This is a genomic window from Polynucleobacter sp. es-EL-1, assembly GCF_018687975.1.
In the GTDB taxonomy this organism is placed as follows: Bacteria; Pseudomonadota; Gammaproteobacteria; order Burkholderiales; family Burkholderiaceae; genus Polynucleobacter.
The window spans coordinates 797358-814101 of sequence record NZ_CP061310.1 but is presented as its reverse complement, the minus strand read 5'-3'; the positions used below and the strand labels follow the sequence as shown (position 1 = coordinate 814101).

The following is a 16744-nucleotide window of genomic DNA, read 5'->3' as shown; positions in this document are numbered from 1 at the left end:
TATTACCTCATTTTTTAAAACGTAATACCTAGGCTCTTAGCGCGTCAGTTGTTCAGTCAATAGGGTTAACAGTTGCAAACCAGCAGGGGTATTCTCAGGCTGACCCTCAGCATTTTGAACATAGACGCTAGCAGTATTTTCTCCAGTGGATTTCACCACAACCAAATATTTTTTGGCCTTCAAGCTGGAATCATCTTTACTACTAAAGAGATTGGTAAAGAAGCCTTTAGTGTCGCCAAGATCCTTGGGGTTAACGTAGCGAACATAGTAAATTCCGTTGGCACGGTTACGGTCTTCAACAGTAAAGTTGGAGCGATCAAGTGCTAAACCCGTATCACGCCAAGCACGATCAAAGCCGGCAGCCATTTCAATATGCGCAGTATTGACGCCATCTTGAATCAACTTCGCTTTTGGTGTCTTGGGACCCAGAGGCACAGCCACTTGGGCTTTGGCTTGTTCTTGCGTCATCCCCAAGCGTTCCATTAAGCGCGCCAAGAAGACGGCCTCAAGCTCTGGATCATTAGGGCGTGCTGTCCAAATAGTAGAGATGCAAGAACCGGTACTGTCAGTAGTACACACCTCTAAAGCACCGCGTTGGGTGATGTAAATCTCTGTTTCGCCAGGCTTACTCACTTCTAAGCGCGTCTTGTATTTATCACGCTCACCAGTGTCATAAAGTGAATCAATCGCTTTACCTATGGTAGAGCGAATGAAGTCCTGCGGAATCTTAGAGCGATTTTCTGCCCAATCGGTTTCCATGATTCCAGTTGATGGAGAATCGATCACCAATAAGAAACCATTCTCTTGCCAAAAATCTTTAATTTGGGGATACAACTCAGTAGCGGGCTTTTCAACAACTAACCAGCGGCGCTCACCATCTCGCGCAATGCGCATACCGGGTATACCGGTCATGACATTCTTACGCATCTGCACTGACTTATTTACTGCAGCGTTGTACTCAGACATGGTTGCTGTGCCATCTTGCACAATATAGCGACGATCTGCTTGAGCCGTAATGAGATCTGGTGGATAAGATAAGTTTGGCCCGCGCACCGCGCCAGCACTTTTGTAATCGACTGTATCGTTGGTTGTCACAGACTTGCAGCCTGCCAAACCGAGAGTGAGAAGAGAAATGATTGCAAGACTTACGCTGTAATGGCGCAATAGTTGCATTAATTTGATCATAGTAAACCAGCCTGTTTCATTGCTATCTTCAAAGGTTCACGCAAAGCAACGCTTAAAGGGGTTAAAGGCAAACGAATACCAGCAGTGATCTTACCCATTTCATGAAGGGCCCATTTCACTGGTATTGGATTTGCCTCGGTAAACATGGCCTTATGAACAGCCAGTAATTGATATTGAATAGCGCGGGCTTTAACGACATCATCAGACATGGCGGCCTGACAAAGATCGTGCATTAAGCGTGGCGCAATATTAGCCGTCACCGAAATATTGCCCTTGCCACCCATCAGCATCAAGAGTGCAGCGCTCAGATCATCTCCTGAAAATACAGAGAAATTCTGATGGCCAGCACGCTTTAAATCAGCAAGCAATAAAGTGCCGCGCTCAATACTGCCAGTAGCATCTTTAATGCCAATAATCCCGGGTACTGAGGCTAAACGCACAACAGTTTCGCCAGCTAAATCAGCAACGGTTCTACCCGGAACGTTATACAAAATAACGGGCAGATCAACTGACTCAGCAATTTTCTTAAAGTGGGCATACATGCCCTCTTGAGTTGGCTTGTTGTAATACGGTACGACTTGAAGGCTGGCATCTGCTCCAACGGATTTTGCGAACTGGGTCAGCTCAGTAGCTTCAGTTGTGGAATTTCCGCCAGTGCCTGCAATCACAGGAATGCGGCCAGCAATGTGCTCAACAGTGACTTTAATTAACTCACAATGCTCTTCTACGGAGACTGTTGGAGATTCACCGCTAGTACCGACAATCACAATACCATCAGAACCTTCGGCGACATGCCAATCTAGCAAAGAACGTAAAGCCTGGAAATCAAGACTGCCATCTTCAAACATCGGGGTCACGATGGCTGGCATGCTACCAGCAATGGTCTTCTTATTTCCTGCAGATTGAGCTGTATTCATGACCGAATATGTACCGATTTTTGGCTATATTAACTACGAAATTGTAACGGAATGTCCCCGTTTAAATGCCCTTTTACAGCGCAGATCCGCTGAACCACGGCTGGTTTGGGTTCATCCACGTAAATATCCTCATAAGCAATCACTTTGAGGGAGAATTCTTTGGCTAAAGCGAGCAATTCTCCTGGTTTTAAGAGGAAATTGGGGTTGGAAGGTTTGCCAAAGCGTTCATTTCCGAGGGCAAAGGTTTCATAAATCAAGACACCACCATCCATCAGCAGATTAGGTAGGCGATCCAGAAATGGTCGGTACAAGTAATTGGTGACCACAATACCTGCAAACTCTAGCCCATCCAAAGGCCATTGAGAGCCTTCTAAGTCGAGTTGGCGCAGCTCTATAGCGGGATTTTGTAGGGAGCTCAGCGCAGTAATATCTTGATCAACACCAAGAACCTGATGCCCCAAGGCAGCCAGGAAATTGGTGTGACGTCCTGCTCCACAAGCCAAATCAAGGACTATACCCCCTTGGGGAATCGCTTTTGCAAAACGCTCTACCCATGGCGAAGGCCTAGCAATGGGATCATGCTGATGCAAAGCGACCTTACTCAATCGTAATCCAAGCCCATAGATTCACGAACCTCACGCATGGTCTCTTGAGCCACTTTACGCGCTTTATCGCAACCATCAGCAATGATGGAACGCAATAGACTGGGATCGTCCAAATATTTTTGTGCTCGCTCAAACATAGGCTGCTGCTCAGCCAAAATAGCATCGATCACGGGTTGCTTGCACTCCAAACAGCCAATGCCTGCGGATTGACATTCTTTTTGCACCCAGGCTTTGGTATTTTCATCCGAATACACAGTATGTAGCTGCCATACTGGACAACGGGCTGGATCGCCAGGATCCGTTCTTCTTACTCGCGCAGGATCCGTTGGCATAGTTCGGATAGAACGAATCACCTCTTCGGGCTTCTCGCGAATGCTAATGGTATTGCCGTAAGACTTAGACATCTTTTGCCCATCAATTCCAGGCATACGGGATGCTGTTGTCAGCAAAGCTTGAGGCTCAGGCAAAATAATTTTGCGAGCCCCTTCCAGAAAACCGAAGAGTCTTTCTCGATCTGCCATAGAAAGACTTTGGGACTCCTGTAGCAAGGCTTTGGCTTGCTCTAATGCCTCATCATCACCGCGTTCCTGAAAAGCAACACGCAACTCGGCATACATCTTGGCGCGTTTACTGCCTAACTTCTTCACGGCCTCAAGGGCTTTTTCTTCGAAACCAGGCTCACGTCCATAGAGATAATTAAAACGGCGAGCTACTTCACGCGTCATCTCCACATGAGGCACCTGATCTTCGCCCACAGGCACAAACTGAGCTCTATAAATCAAAATATCAGCAGCCTGCAATAGTGGATAGCCTAGGAAACCGTATGTTTGTAAATCTTTTTCTTTGAGCTTTTCAATTTGATCCTTATAGGTTGGCACACGCTCAAGCCAACCCAATGGCGTACCCATAGACAGCAATAAAAATAGCTCGGCATGCTCAGGCACTTTGCTCTGAATGAACAGGGTTGCTTGATTGGGGTCTACGCCACAAGCTAGCCAGTCAATGACCATATCCCAAACAGACTGCTCAATAACATCTGGAGTCTCGTAGTGAGTGGTTAATGCATGCCAGTCTGCTACGAAAAAGAAACAGGGATACTCTGACTGCAAGCGCACCCAATTCTTGAGGACGCCATGGTAATGGCCAAGGTGCAAACTACCGGTCGGTCGCATGCCAGAGAGAACGCGTTCTGCAAACATCTTGATCTTTATTCTTTAGGGATATTAATTGGTTGAGTGGTGGGCGATAAATCGCTTAATGGAAAAGGGACCATACAGGAGTTAAATTGTCTGGCAAATGTGGCAATGCACCCAGATCTATATAACTCTCTTGCGGATCATGAAAATCAGATCCACGGGAGGCTAAAAAACCATAATGCTGGGCAATCTTGCCATAAGTTTGGTACTGATTTGGGCTGTGGCTACCGGTAATCACTTCAATGCCAATGCCGCCAATATCTTTAAAGTGTTTATATAGCTCATCCATCTGCATGGCACTCAGTTTATATCGACCTGGGTGGGCAATAACAGCAACTCCACCAGCAGCCTTGATCCAAGCTACGGCATCATCCAGAGTTGCCCAAAGATGGGGAACATATCCGGGCTTATTTTCAACGAGGTAATTTTTAAAGACTTGCTCTGTGTCACGGCAAACGCCCTGCTCTACTAGAAAGCGAGCAAAATGGGTTCTAGCAATTAATTCTGGATTGCCTGCGAAAAGCAGTGCGCCCTCGTAAGCCCCAGGTATTCCAGCTTTTAGCAACTGTTCGGCCATGAGCTTGGCGCGATTACCACGACCATCCCGCGTGCGTCGTAAACCCTCCAAGATCCCAATATGTGTTGCATCAATTCCCAATCCGACTATGTGAATCGTATGACCCATCCAGGTAACAGAAATTTCCACACCAGAGAGATATTGAATGCCTAATGTAGATGCCGCTGCCCGAGCCCGATCTTGACCGCCTAGTTCGTCATGATCAGTCAATGCCCAAATCTGGACACCATTTGCATGGGCGCGCTCTGCCAACTCCTCTGGCGTCAAGGTTCCGTCCGAAACCACGGAATGGCAGTGCAAATCAGCATTAATGGTCAAATTACCAGTCATCACCCTATTTTAGGTCAAGCTGGTATCAATTACCCGCCGCGGAGCATCAAGGTAGTCTCGGGATTGCATCTCAACAAGGCGAGACACGGTTCTGGAGAACTCACTGGTGATCTGGCCTTCTGTATACAGCTCCATAGCCGGAACCTCTGCAGAGATGATTAATTTGATCTTATGGTCATACAAAACATCAATCAGCCAGATGAAGCGACGGGCTTCATTGGTCATCCTAGGGGGCATATAAGGCACTTCAGACAAAATAACCGTATGAAACTGCTTAGCGATCTCTAAATAGTCATTTTGGGAACGAGGGCCACAACACAGGGTCTGAAAGTCAAACCAAACCACCCCTTCAGCCATATGAAGGGGGCGCAACTCACGTGATTCAATCCGCAATACTGGGCGGACTGTTTCTTTTTGATTACCAATTAAAGATTGAAACATTTGCTTCAAAACGACGTGGGTTTGAGCACCCAATGGGGTTAAATAGGCCTCTACCTGAGCCATTTGCACTCGTCGGTAATCACTGCCGGCATCCACATTCAACACATCTAATTGATCTTCTAGCAATTTAATTGCCGGCAACAAACGATCTCGATGCAATCCATTCGGATACAGTTGATCGGGTCGATAGTTCGATGTCATCACAAACTGAACTCGATCCTCAAACAATGCACTCAATAAACGATACAAAATCATGGCATCTGCAATGTCATTAATATGAAACTCATCGAAGCAGATTAAACGGTAGCGATTTGCAATTCGCTTAGAGAGCTCATCCAAAGGATCGGCCATGCCAGAAAGCTCATGAAGCTCGCGATGGACCTCTCGCATAAATTCATGAAAATGAATGCGGATTTTTTTCTCTAATGGCGAGGCGGCATAAAAGCAATCCATCAAGAATGATTTGCCGCGACCCACGCCGCCCCAGAGATAAACACCACGGGGTAATTTCGGTTTAAATAATTTCTTTTTTAATCCGCTGCTGCGAATTTCTTTATAGGCAATCCACTCATCTTCACAACGCTGTAAGCGTTCAATAGCGTTGAGCTGCGCGGGATCGCTTTGATACCCGCGCGCCTTTAACTCTTGATGGTAATACTCTAAGGCTTTCAATTACATATTTAATGCACGTGAATCCGTCGCTAAAGCAGCTTCACGCATCACCTCAGACAAACTTGGATGCGGATGACAGATGCGAGCAATATCTTCAGCTGCTGCTTTAAATTCCATTGCTACAGCCGCTTCTGCAATTAGATCGGAGGCATTTGGCCCAATGATGTGAACACCAAGAATTTCATCGGTCTTCGCATCAGCTAACACTTTGACAAAGCCATCAGAACGATCCATACCCAAAGCACGGCCATTAGCAGCAAATGGGAATTGACCGGCCTTATAAGCAATACCAGCTTCTTTTAATTGTTGTTCGGTTTTACCAACCCAAGCAATTTCTGGGTCGGTGTAGATTACCCAAGGAATACAGTTGTAATCAATGTGTGGCTTTTGGCCAGCAATGACCTCAGCAACCAATACACCTTCATCCTCAGCTTTGTGGGCCAACATCGGACCACGCACAACGTCACCCACCGCATAAACACCAGGAGCGGCTGTTGCACAAGTATGGTCATCGATAGGGATAAATCCACGCTCATCCACTTTTAAACCAATCTTGTCTAAACCGAGCTTCTCGGTATTTGGTACGCGACCAACAGAAACAATTAAGCGATCGCACTCTAACTTCTGAGCCTTACCTTCGCTATCGGTGTAGTTAACAACAACCCCTTTTTTATCCGCCTTAACTTCACCAATCTTGACGCCCATATTGATCTTCAGGCCTTGCTTAGTGAAAATCTTTTGAGCTTCTTTAGCGATGCCTTGATCGCATGCACCCAAGAATGATGGGAGCGCCTCAAGAATAGTGACATCAGAACCAACACGACGCCATACAGAGCCCAACTCTAAACCGATCACGCCCGCACCAATCACACCCAATTTCTTTGGAATGGAATCAAACTTGAGGCCACCCTCGTTATCACTAATCAAAACATTGTCTACCGGGATATTTGGCAAATGGCGCGCTTTAGAACCCGTTGCAATAATGACGTTCTTCGCCGTAACCACTTCCTGATCCTTGCCATCAATCTTGACTTGATAGCCATCAGCGCCTTTGCCTTCGAATGAAGCATGGCCTTTTAGCAAGGTAATTTTATTTTTGCGGAATAAGAACTGAATACCGGCAGTCATCTTGGTAACGATGGCATCTTTACGGGCAATCATCTTGCCAGAATCAAGCTTCACAGAACCTACGGTGATGCCATGATCAGCAACGTGGTGACTGATTTTCTCGAACTCTTCGGAGGAAGCTAGCAAAGCCTTTGAAGGAATACAACCAACGTTTAAGCAAGTTCCACCTAAGCGTACTTCGCCCTTAGGATCGTCATAGGCATTTGATTCTGCACAAGCCACCTTGAAACCCAATTGCGCTGCACGAATCGCGGCGATGTAACCGCCAGGCCCGCCACCAATAACCAATACATCAAATGATTGACTCATGATCTTCCCTCTTACAAATCAAGAAGGAGTCGTGAAGGATCTTCTAAAGCATCCTTCATGGCCACCAAACCAAGCACCGCTTCACGACCGTCAATGATGCGATGGTCATAAGAAAGCGCTAAGTAGTTAATCGGGCGAATCACGATTTGACCATTCTCAACCACAGCACGCTCTTTGGTCGCATGAATGCCCAAGATCGCAGACTGAGGAGGGTTAATGATTGGAGTGGATAGCATGGAACCAAATACACCACCATTCGAGATGGAGAAAGTACCGCCAGTCAACTCTTCGATAGATAACTTACCATCGCGTGCTTTAGCACCAAATTCAGCAATCTTCTTCTCGATATCCGCCAAGTTCATTTGATCAACATCGCGCAGAATAGGAACTACCAAACCACGTGGTGAGCTCACTGCAATACCAATATCAAAGTAGCCGTGGTAAACGATGTCATTACCATCAACAGAGGCATTGAGTAAGGGGAACTTCTTCAAGGCATGTGTAGCTGCTTTTACAAAGAAAGACATAAAGCCTAATTTCACGCCGTGTACTTTTTCAAACTGATCTTTGTACTTATTACGCATTGCAATCACTGGCGCCATATTGACTTCATTGAAAGTTGTCAAAATGGCATTGTTTGCTTGGGACTCAAGCAAACGCTCTGCAATACGAGCACGTAAACGACTCATTGGTACGCGCTCTTCTGGGCGATCACCCATTGGAATTGGCGCGCTTGGTAACGCAGCTGATTTTGCAGCGCCGGCAGAAGCATTTAAAGCGTCGCCCTTAGTGATACGGCCATCACGTCCAGAACCAGCAACTTGACTCGCATCGATATTTTTCTCTGCCAGAATTTTTGCTGCTGAAGGTGCAGCTGCTGCACCGGAAGATTTTGCTGCAGGTGCGGGAGCTGGAGCAGGCTTTGCAGGGGTAGCCGCCGCTGGCGCTGGCGCTGCTTCTGCAGCTGGAGCTGAAGTTGCAACTGCAGTGCTATCAATCTTGGCAATCAACTGCTCAGCCACAACGGTACCGCCATCGCCAACAACGATTTCAGTCAACACGCCAGCAGACGGGGATGGAACTTCTAACACCACTTTATCTGTTTCAATTTCAATCAAGATCTCGTCTTGACCGACGGCATCGCCGACCTTCTTTTTCCATTGCAACAAAGTAGCTTCTGCTACTGACTCGGAGAGTTGGGGGACTTTAACTTCAAAAATAGCCATGATTATTCCTATTGAGTGTTTGTGTGTGAGTGATGTCTACGATTACTTTGTAATGACATAACCCTTTAATTTTGCGAATGCTGCTGAAAGAAGCGATTTCTGTTGATCTTGATGGAGATGGGCATATCCACAAGCAGGTGAAGCAGATGCAGGGCGACCGGCATAAGCTAACTTCATACCATCAGACATATTCTCCAGGATATTGTGCTGGACAAAGAACCAGGCTCCTTGGTTTTGCGGTTCATCTTGACACCACACCACCTCTTCCAATTTGGGGTACTTCTTCAATTCCGCAGCCAAGGCTTTGTGTGGGAATGGATAGAGTTGCTCCAAACGAATAATGGCAACCTCATCCTGCTTCTTATCAGTACGCGTCTTAGCAAGATCGTAGTAGACCTTTCCTGAACACATGATCAAACGAGTAACCTTTTTAGGATCAATTGTTTCATCACGTTCAGGCAAGATGGTTTGGAATCCACCCTTCGTAAATTCTGAAAGAGGTGAAGAGGCTTCCTTGTTGCGCAGCAAAGATTTTGGCGTCATCAAGATCAACGGCTTACGGAACTGACGAATCATTTGACGGCGCAATACATGGAAGATTTGCGCTGCAGTGGTTGGCTGAATGACCTGCATATTCGTATCAGCACACAATTGCATAAAACGCTCTAAACGTGCTGATGAATGCTCAGGGCCTTGACCCTCATAACCATGCGGCAACATCATCACGAGACCATTTGCACGGCCCCACTTCACTTCGCCAGAGGCAATGAATTGATCAATGACGACTTGAGCGCCGTTAGCAAAGTCACCGAACTGCGCTTCCCAAATGGTAAGCGTATTGGGCTCTGCTGAAGCATAGCCATACTCAAATCCAAGCACAGCCTCTTCAGACAAAATAGAGTCAATCACTAAAAATGGTGCTTGATCCTTGGCAATATGGCGCAAGGGAATGTAAACCCCTTTATCCCATTTTTCGCGATTTTGATTGTGTAGCACTGCATGGCGGTGTGTAAATGTTCCACGACCACTATCCTCACCAGATAAGCGCACTGGGTAGCCACTAGCAACCAAGGAAGCAAAAGCCATATGCTCGCCCATACCCCAGTCAATATTGGTTTCTCCGCGGCCCATAGCAGCACGATCCTTTAATACCTTTTCTACTAGCGGGTGAACTTTAAAACCTTCACGCACAGAAGAAACGCGTTCAGCCAAACGCTTCCACTCTGTTAGCGGAATAGCGGTATCCGCTTCATCAGTCCATTTCTTATTTAAGAAAGGTGACCAATCGACAGCGAACTTACCCTTAAAGTTACTCAATACCGGGTCAGAGGTTTGCTTACCAGCATCCATGTCTGCGCGATATTCTTTCACCATTAAATCGCCAGTGCCTACCGGCAAAATTCCTTGGGCTTCTAACTTATCGGCATAGAGCTTACGGGTGCCAGGGTGAGCAGCAATAATCTTGTACATCAAAGGCTGCGTCATTGCTGGCGTATCTTGCTCGTTGTGTCCCAATTTTCTGAAGCAAACAATATCAATGGCAACATCTTTATGAAACTGGGTGCGGAACTCAACAGCTAACTTAGTAGCTAACACTACAGCCTCTGGATCATCCCCATTCACATGCAATACAGGCGCATCAATGACTTTCATGATGTCCGTGCAATACAAGCTTGAACGTAAATCCCGTGGATCAGAGGTTGTAAAACCAATTTGGTTATTGATCACGATATGAATCGTGCCACCTGTGGAATAGCCACGCACCTCAGCCATCGCTAAGGTTTCTTGCATGACGCCCTGACCCGCAATTGCAGCGTCGCCATGCACCAATACTGGCAACACTTGCTCACCCAACATATCTCCACGGCGCTCCATACGTGCGCGTGCAGAACCCTCAACCACAGGGTTGACGATTTCTAAATGGGATGGGTTAAACGCCAATGACAAATGCACAGGTCCTGCTGGCGTAGATATGTCACTAGAGAAACCTTGGTGATACTTCACATCACCTGCCGGTAGCGTTTCTGGGCCTTTGTGCTCAAACTCAGCAAAGAGGTCTGACGGCATCTTGCCTAAAACGTTTACCAATATATTAAGTCGACCACGGTGGGCCATACCAATCACGATTTCTTGGACACCTTTGGAGCCAGACTCACGAATCAGCTCATCCATACAGGCAATGAAACTTTCACCACCCTCCAGAGAGAAGCGTTTTTGGCCAACATACTTAGCCTGTAAATAGCGCTCCAAGCCCTCTGCCGCAGTAACGCGATCTAAGATCTGGCGCTTTTGATCTACATTGAAGTGAGGAGTCGAACGAATCGACTCTAACTTTTCTTGCCACCATTTTTTAATCGTTTGGTCAGCAATAAACATGTACTCAGCACCTAAAGTGCCGCAGTAGGTTTGACGCAAGGCTTGCAAGAGATCTCGCAAAGTCATCTCGCTCTTGCCAAAGAAGGTATTACTCGTATTGAAGACGATATCCATATCGCCATCAGTAAAGCCATAGAAAGCAGGATCAAGCTCTGGAATATCAGGGCGCTCACTGCGTTTCAAGGGATCGATATCCGCCCAGCGATTACCAACGTTACGGTATGCAGCAATCAACTGCTGAACTGCAACCCGCTTACGCCCCATCTCGGAGTCAGCGGAATCAGATACGGTCCTAATGGGACCTTGCTTTGCGCGCTCTGCAAAGGAGGCAACAATCGGTCCGTGAGCAATATCGGCCCTAGAAGAACCATCAACTGCAGGAACCTGCTTCACATTATCAAAATAGTCACGCCAATGGTCAGCAACTGACGCGGGGTCGTGCAAGTAGGATTCGTAGAGTTCCTCTACATAGGGTGCGTTTCCGCCGAAGAGATAGGAGTTATCTCTTTGATCCTGCATCATGATGCTCACCTTTCATCGGGTTTCCCGAATAAAAACTGTGGTTATAACCATCCGATCCCCAGCTTTACCAGTTTTCGGATTGATCTGTGCAAATACGTTTACAGCATCGCAATTTTACACGATTAACCATTGATGTATAAAGGACTTTCCCTGATGTACCCCTTTTTTAAAGGCGATTTCCCATTAGAGCCATTGAATAAGAATTTTCCTACCCGGCTTTAAATCCCACCTGACAGATTTCACCAAAATTGCTTTTTATTCTCTAAATCTCTAAATGAACTGCCAAGATGAAGGAAATATGAAAGAAATTACCCCTGAAATGGAATATTTAAGTACCAGGCAAAGCGCTAAGGTTTTACAGGTGTCTTTGGGAACCGTCCAAAAAATGGTTGAATTAGGCGAACTCATCGCCTGGAAAACCCGTGGGGGCCATAGACGCATTCTGGCTAGCTCACTTGATCAGCAGCTAGCCCGACGTAAAAGGGCTATGCGCCAAAAAACTACCCAAAACTGTATTGCAATGGGTATTTTTAGGAGGATTGAAAATAGCGCTGAATTACTAGAATCCATTCAATGCTGGCAGCTTAAGGTCGAAATGGAGGTATCTGTAGATAGCCTTGAAGGCTTAATGAGAGCAGTATCGATAGCGCCAGATTTAATCTTTTTAGATGCATTAATCCCTCCAGTGGAACAAGTACACCTCATTCATTACCTCAGTAATAACAAAGATACCCAAGGGATCCCCATATTAGTAGATGAGGGTTTTATTACGCTTCACCCGGGTGTAATGGGTCTTGCAGATGAAAATGCAACTGGGATGCGATCTCAACACCCCCAGATACTCAAAGAAGAGCTAGAAAACGGTCTGATAGACCAAAATCCCTTGATAATTGCTTACCCGGCAACCAACCCCGAACTTGAAGCTGGCCCTGGCCAAGAAAATAGGCACCATTTATTAGAGCCGATTTTTATTACAGCCCTAAATCGAAAATGCGCCTAAGTCATTAAGCGATCTAAGAAAAAATAAAGGCTGATCAAGTTAGACTGATCAGCCTTTAAAGATAGATTTCTATTTAAATCAGCAACTTAGATAATAAAGTTACTGCGATCTCTACCTTCTATCCACTTTGGCGCCTTACCACGACCTGTCCAAGTTTCGCCAGTTGCGGAATTACGATACTTGGGCGCAACCTTACCACCGCTCTTAGCGCCCGCCTTACGGCTGAATAAATCAGAGGCTGTTAAGTTGTATTGCTCAATAATCAATTTTGCTTTAGCAATGCCATCAGCTTTTTCGCGTTGAATTGCTTCTTTGATTTGCTTATCTAACTGCTCACGCTGAGCTAAAAGCTCTTTATAAGAAGACATGTATTAATTTCTCCGAATAGTAGTTATTTCAGATAACAATAGAATAATTATTACTAAATGTATATTGTATCGGATTATGATGAATAAAAAATAATAATGAGATTAAAAATATAAACCTTTATAAATTAATGGTTTATGTTGCTTCTTAATTAATTTATTTGATATTAATTATAAATAATATAAATTATTTATATAGCAACCTATCTTCTCAACATAAAAGTACCACTGGCTTTAGCGCTAATCTCACCCGCTGCATTTAACACCACCGCCTCACAATAATGAATGGTTTTGCCAGATTTCAGCACAGACCCTTCGACAACAATTCTCCCGGTGCTGGGACGCAAAAAGCTCACACTCATATCAATGGTCATGGCGCCTAAGGGCTGATTGCTTGTACTTCGGGCAGCAGCCCCCATCGCAAAGTCGAGAAGCGTCATTACCACACCACCATGGGCAATGTGAAAGCTATTCTCAAATTCTGGTTTGATCTCCAAGCTAATACGGGATTTACCCCCTTCAGCAAATTCTGGCACGACACCAAGGTGCGCCAGAAAAGGAATGGTTAAGCCAAAATAAGTGGTGTTGTTTTGATTAGCGGTCATATCTAGTGAGATATTGTGAGGATTACCAGAAATAGGTGGTCGGGGCGAGAGGATTTGAACCTCCGACCACATGCACCCCATGCATGTACGCTACCAGGCTGCGCTACGCCCCGACGAAAGACAAAATTGTATCAGTAACTATTTAGACAGAATCTGAAGGACGGCCTGCAACTCGTCACGCAAGCGTAACTCACCGCGCGCTTCATCAAGACGATTGCGAGCTCCACTAATAGTGAAACCTTCCTCATACAAGAGTGAGCGAATCTTACGAATTAGCACAACCTCATGATGTTGATAGTAACGACGATTGCCACGGCGCTTTTGTGGGCTTAATTGTGAGAACTCTTGCTCCCAATAACGTAAAACATGGGATCGAACGCCACAAAGGTCCGCCACTTCACCAATCGTGAAATAACGTTTAGCAGGTATGGGTGGAAGCTGCGAACTTAGCAGCGTCGACCCAGAATCAAATGCTGTTTTCTCGAGCATGTGACTCAACTACATCTTTGAGTTTTTGACTGGCATGAAAAGTAACAACGCGACGCGCTGCAATCGGAATCATTTGACCTGTCTTAGGGTTGCGCCCTGGGCGTGCCGATTTATTGCGCAACTGGAAATTACCAAAGCCTGAAATTTTGACTTCTACACCAGCCTCTAGTGACTGACCAATGCGATCAAAGAACGCATCAATCATGTCTTTTGCTTCACGCTTGTTTAGTCCAACTTGATCAAAGAGCGCCTCTGACAATTCATTTTTGGTAACGGTATCGTTATTAGCTAAATCATTCATTTGAACGCCCTCTTTTTGGTTCTATGCTCAATACTAAACCTAGCGCAGACGAGCTGCGCAATTTTTCTCTAGCGATTTCAGCAAGCTCGTCATAACCGCTTCAATTTGCGCATCCTGCAATGTTTCTTGCGGATTCAGTAAAGTAATCCGGAATGCCAAACTCTTTTCATCATCAGTCATACTGCTAGAACCTGCTTTGGGCTTAAATTCATCAAAGAGTTCAATGCGCTTCACAAAAGCCTGTTTGCATGCAGTCATGGCATCGATTAAGGATTGCGCCGATACACCTTGCTTCACTACGAGCGCTAAATCCCGTTGCACCGCAGGAAACTTACTTAACTCTTCTGGCTGCGGAATACCAATATTGCGGATCGCCTCCAGATCCAACTCAAAAAGAACTGGCGCTTGCGCTAACTCATAAGCTTGCTGAAGAGCGGGATGTAACTCTCCCACCCAACCAATATCAAGCTTACCTTGAGATGTATGGAGCCAAATTTTTGCACTGCGGCCAGGATGCAAAGCGGGATGAACTGCAGCTTCAGTAGTGAAATGAAGTGGATCCAAAGCCCTATGCAGATCACCCTTCACGTCAAAGAAATCAACAGCACGCGTTGGGCTTGCCCATTGCTCTGGCACAAAAGAACCATAAGCTAAGCCGCCCAAATGCTGTGGCTGATAAAAACCAGCTACCTTGCCATCCTCTTCCTGAACATTCAAATCACGTTTAAATACGCGACCAGCTTCAAAAAGGCGAACACGGGCTGCGCCACGATTCAGGTTGGACTTGAGGTTATTTAACAAACCACCCCAAAGATTACTTCGCATTACCCCGTACTGATTGGCAATGGGATTGAGTACTGAAATGACCTCTTTCTCAGTGACCCCTGTTAAACGCTGCTCACTTTCAAGATCTGTAAAACCAAAATTCACAGCTTCCTGGTAACCTTCAAGTGCTAAACGTTGACGCAATAAATGAACGCCGCGCTTAGCCTCTGCTTTTGCACTCATCTTTAAAGCTGCTACTGGAGGAACATCCGGGATGTTCTCAAAGCCATACATGCGTGCAACTTCTTCAATGAGGTCTTCTTCAATTTCAATATCAAAACGATAGCTTGGTGGCGTCACCACAAATACGTCACTTGCTTCTAAGTTAAATTCAAAGCCAAGACGCTTAAAAACATCGGCAACGATCTCCTTAGTTAGCGGAATACCAATCACTTTCATAGCTCTTGCTAAACGCATACTGACTGGCTTACGCCCAGGGACAGCTAAAACTTGATCATCAATTGGACCAACTTGACCGCCACAAACTTCCACAATCAAAGCAGTTAAATATTCCAGGCAATTGACGGTATTTTGTGGATCTACGCCCCGCTCAAAGCGATGGGCTGCATCCGTACTGAAATTAAAGCGACGTGCACGTCCTTGAATTGCTGAAGGCTGCCAATATGCAGCCTCTACATAAATGTTTTTTGTGTCGTCAGTCACAGCGCAGTGATTGCCACCCATAATCCCAGCAAGCGCTACTGGGCCGGATTGGTCTGCAACCACGCCCGCATCTTGCAACTTGCCAGCAGAATCTGGGCCTTGCAATGTCACTATCTGACCATTCAACAACTCCAGGGTTTCTCCAGGCTTGGCCCAACGCACCGATAAAGCGCCAGTCAATTTGTCAATATCAAACACATGGGTCGGTTGACCCATTTCTAGCATGACGTAATTTGATATATCAACCAAAGCAGAAATACTTCTCTGCCCAGCATTACAAAGCCTTTGAATCATCCAATCCGGTGTTTGAGCTTTTGGATTGACGCCACGAACCACGCGTCCTGCAAAGCGTCCGCAAAGATCCGTGTTTTCAACAGTAACTTTGAGCTTGTCCTGGATGGTGACATTTGCAGGAGTCCACTTCGGGGCACACAATGGAGCACCAGTAATTGCCGACACTTCACGAGCCATACCCATGAGCGATAAACAATCTGCTTTATTTGGAGTCAGCTTGATAACAAAGATCTGATCATCTAGGCTTAAGTATTTGCGAATATCCTCACCTACTGGCGCATCTACCGGTAACTCCAAGATACCTTCATGATCATCACCAAGACCGAGCTCACGACCAGAGCACAACATGCCTTGGCTTTCGACACCACGCAGCTTTCCTACCTTGATCATGAAAGGTTTGCCACCTGCTTCAGCTGGCGGTAATTCGGCGCCAACTAAAGCGCAAGGAATTTTGATGCCAGCACGGGCATTGGGAGCGCCACAGACGATTTGTAATTCTTGGCCAGTGCCAGCATCGACTTTACAAACACGCAAGCGGTCTGCATCAGGATGCTGCTCAGCTGAGAGAATTTGTGCAACTACAATTTTTGTAAAAGCTGGCGCAACGGAATGCTGTTCTTCAACCTCGAGACCCGCCATCGTCATTGCATGACCTAAGGCATTGCTATCAATCGAAGGATTTACATATTGGCGCAACCAAGATTCAGAAAATTGCATA

Annotated in this window: 15 protein-coding genes and 1 tRNA gene; 1 reads left to right on the top strand and 15 read right to left on the bottom strand. The window is 46.0% G+C overall.

The features are described from left to right. Positions 1–36 precede the first annotated feature (36 nt). From bamC to FD974_RS04085, 9 genes are read right to left on the bottom strand one after another with little or no spacing between them, the layout of a single operon-like run. The gene (gene bamC, locus FD974_RS04125; RefSeq protein WP_215366050.1) at positions 37–1185 is read right to left on the bottom strand and encodes an outer membrane protein assembly factor BamC; all 1149 of its coding nucleotides are present in this window, start codon (positions 1183–1185) and stop codon (positions 37–39) included. Next, positions 1182–2102 carry a 4-hydroxy-tetrahydrodipicolinate synthase gene (dapA, locus tag FD974_RS04120; RefSeq protein WP_215366047.1) on the bottom strand — a complete coding sequence of 307 codons (921 nt, stop codon included), beginning with the start codon at positions 2100–2102 and terminating at the stop codon, positions 1182–1184. Before dapA ends, bamC begins: the two co-directional genes overlap by 4 nt. Before the next feature lie 29 nt (positions 2103–2131). Beyond that, on the bottom strand, positions 2132–2707 hold the full coding sequence (locus FD974_RS04115) for a bifunctional 2-polyprenyl-6-hydroxyphenol methylase/3-demethylubiquinol 3-O-methyltransferase UbiG (protein ID WP_251374661.1): 576 nt from the start codon (positions 2705–2707) through the stop codon (positions 2132–2134). Further along, entirely contained in the window at positions 2704–3906 is a 1203-nt protein-coding gene (locus tag FD974_RS04110; RefSeq protein ID WP_215366044.1) for a tryptophan--tRNA ligase, read from the bottom strand. Before FD974_RS04110 ends, FD974_RS04115 begins: the two co-directional genes overlap by 4 nt. A gap of 55 nt (positions 3907–3961) precedes the next feature. Beyond that, positions 3962–4810 carry a 3',5'-nucleoside bisphosphate phosphatase gene (locus FD974_RS04105; RefSeq protein ID WP_215366043.1) on the bottom strand — a complete coding sequence of 283 codons (849 nt, stop codon included), beginning with the start codon at positions 4808–4810 and terminating at the stop codon, positions 3962–3964. Positions 4811–4819: 9 nt separating this feature from the next. Then, on the bottom strand, positions 4820–5923 hold the full coding sequence (zapE, locus tag FD974_RS04100; protein ID WP_215366041.1) for a cell division protein ZapE: 1104 nt from the start codon (positions 5921–5923) through the stop codon (positions 4820–4822). Then, positions 5924–7360, bottom strand: coding sequence for a dihydrolipoyl dehydrogenase (lpdA, locus tag FD974_RS04095; RefSeq protein ID WP_215366039.1), 1437 nt, complete (start codon positions 7358–7360; stop codon positions 5924–5926). It lies immediately after the preceding gene. A gap of 11 nt (positions 7361–7371) precedes the next feature. After that, a complete protein-coding gene (gene odhB / locus FD974_RS04090; protein ID WP_215366037.1) occupies positions 7372–8586 on the bottom strand; it encodes a 2-oxoglutarate dehydrogenase complex dihydrolipoyllysine-residue succinyltransferase in 1215 nt (404 codons plus the stop codon). A 42-nt stretch (positions 8587–8628) separates the two neighbouring features. Beyond that, positions 8629–11484 carry a 2-oxoglutarate dehydrogenase E1 component gene (locus FD974_RS04085; protein WP_215366035.1) on the bottom strand — a complete coding sequence of 952 codons (2856 nt, stop codon included), beginning with the start codon at positions 11482–11484 and terminating at the stop codon, positions 8629–8631. 298 nt (positions 11485–11782) lie between these two features. On the opposite strand from FD974_RS04085, the gene FD974_RS04080 reads away from it, so the two are divergent. Beyond that, positions 11783–12484, top strand: a complete 702-nt coding sequence (locus tag FD974_RS04080) for an excisionase family DNA-binding protein (protein WP_215366033.1) — start codon at positions 11783–11785, stop codon at positions 12482–12484. 86 nt (positions 12485–12570) lie between these two features. Here FD974_RS04080 and FD974_RS04075 read toward each other — a convergent pair whose 3' ends face one another. The 6 genes from FD974_RS04075 to pheT all read right to left on the bottom strand — a co-directional run bounded on the left by FD974_RS04075 (position 12571) and on the right by pheT (position 16743). After that, positions 12571–12852, bottom strand: coding sequence for an H-NS family nucleoid-associated regulatory protein (locus FD974_RS04075; protein WP_215366031.1), 282 nt, complete (start codon positions 12850–12852; stop codon positions 12571–12573). A gap of 200 nt (positions 12853–13052) precedes the next feature. Then, positions 13053–13454, bottom strand: a complete 402-nt coding sequence (locus FD974_RS04070) for a PaaI family thioesterase (protein ID WP_215366029.1) — start codon at positions 13452–13454, stop codon at positions 13053–13055. 36 nt (positions 13455–13490) lie between these two features. After that, positions 13491–13567 (bottom strand) — tRNA-Pro (locus FD974_RS04065). A 25-nt stretch (positions 13568–13592) separates the two neighbouring features. Beyond that, on the bottom strand, positions 13593–13943 hold the full coding sequence (locus FD974_RS04060) for a MerR family transcriptional regulator (RefSeq protein ID WP_215366027.1): 351 nt from the start codon (positions 13941–13943) through the stop codon (positions 13593–13595). After that, positions 13921–14244 carry an integration host factor subunit alpha gene (locus FD974_RS04055; RefSeq protein ID WP_215366025.1) on the bottom strand — a complete coding sequence of 108 codons (324 nt, stop codon included), beginning with the start codon at positions 14242–14244 and terminating at the stop codon, positions 13921–13923. Before FD974_RS04055 ends, FD974_RS04060 begins: the two co-directional genes overlap by 23 nt. 39 nt (positions 14245–14283) lie before the next feature. Beyond that, positions 14284–16743 (bottom strand): phenylalanine--tRNA ligase subunit beta, encoded by a 2460-nt coding sequence (pheT, locus tag FD974_RS04050; protein WP_215366021.1) that lies wholly within the window; start codon positions 16741–16743, stop codon positions 14284–14286. Between the last annotated feature and the right edge of the window lies 1 nt (position 16744).

Coding starts and splice junctions, on each gene's coding strand:
- bamC (WP_215366050.1), bottom strand. CDS start 1,185: ATGATCAAATTAATGCAACTATTGCGCCATTACAGCGTAAGTCTTGCA.
- dapA (WP_215366047.1), bottom strand. CDS start 2,102: ATGAATACAGCTCAATCTGCAGGAAATAAGAAGACCATTGCTGGTAGC.
- FD974_RS04110 (WP_215366044.1), bottom strand. CDS start 3,906: ATGTTTGCAGAACGCGTTCTCTCTGGCATGCGACCGACCGGTAGTTTG.
- FD974_RS04105 (WP_215366043.1), bottom strand. CDS start 4,810: ATGACTGGTAATTTGACCATTAATGCTGATTTGCACTGCCATTCCGTG.
- lpdA (WP_215366039.1), bottom strand. CDS start 7,360: ATGAGTCAATCATTTGATGTATTGGTTATTGGTGGCGGGCCTGGCGGT.
- odhB (WP_215366037.1), bottom strand. CDS start 8,586: ATGGCTATTTTTGAAGTTAAAGTCCCCCAACTCTCCGAGTCAGTAGCA.
- FD974_RS04085 (WP_215366035.1), bottom strand. CDS start 11,484: ATGATGCAGGATCAAAGAGATAACTCCTATCTCTTCGGCGGAAACGCA.
- FD974_RS04080 (WP_215366033.1), top strand. CDS start 11,783: ATGAAAGAAATTACCCCTGAAATGGAATATTTAAGTACCAGGCAAAGC.
- FD974_RS04075 (WP_215366031.1), bottom strand. CDS start 12,852: ATGTCTTCTTATAAAGAGCTTTTAGCTCAGCGTGAGCAGTTAGATAAG.
- FD974_RS04070 (WP_215366029.1), bottom strand. CDS start 13,454: ATGACCGCTAATCAAAACAACACCACTTATTTTGGCTTAACCATTCCT.
- FD974_RS04060 (WP_215366027.1), bottom strand. CDS start 13,943: ATGCTCGAGAAAACAGCATTTGATTCTGGGTCGACGCTGCTAAGTTCG.
- FD974_RS04055 (WP_215366025.1), bottom strand. CDS start 14,244: ATGAATGATTTAGCTAATAACGATACCGTTACCAAAAATGAATTGTCA.
- pheT (WP_215366021.1), bottom strand. CDS start 16,743: ATGCAATTTTCTGAATCTTGGTTGCGCCAATATGTAAATCCTTCGATT.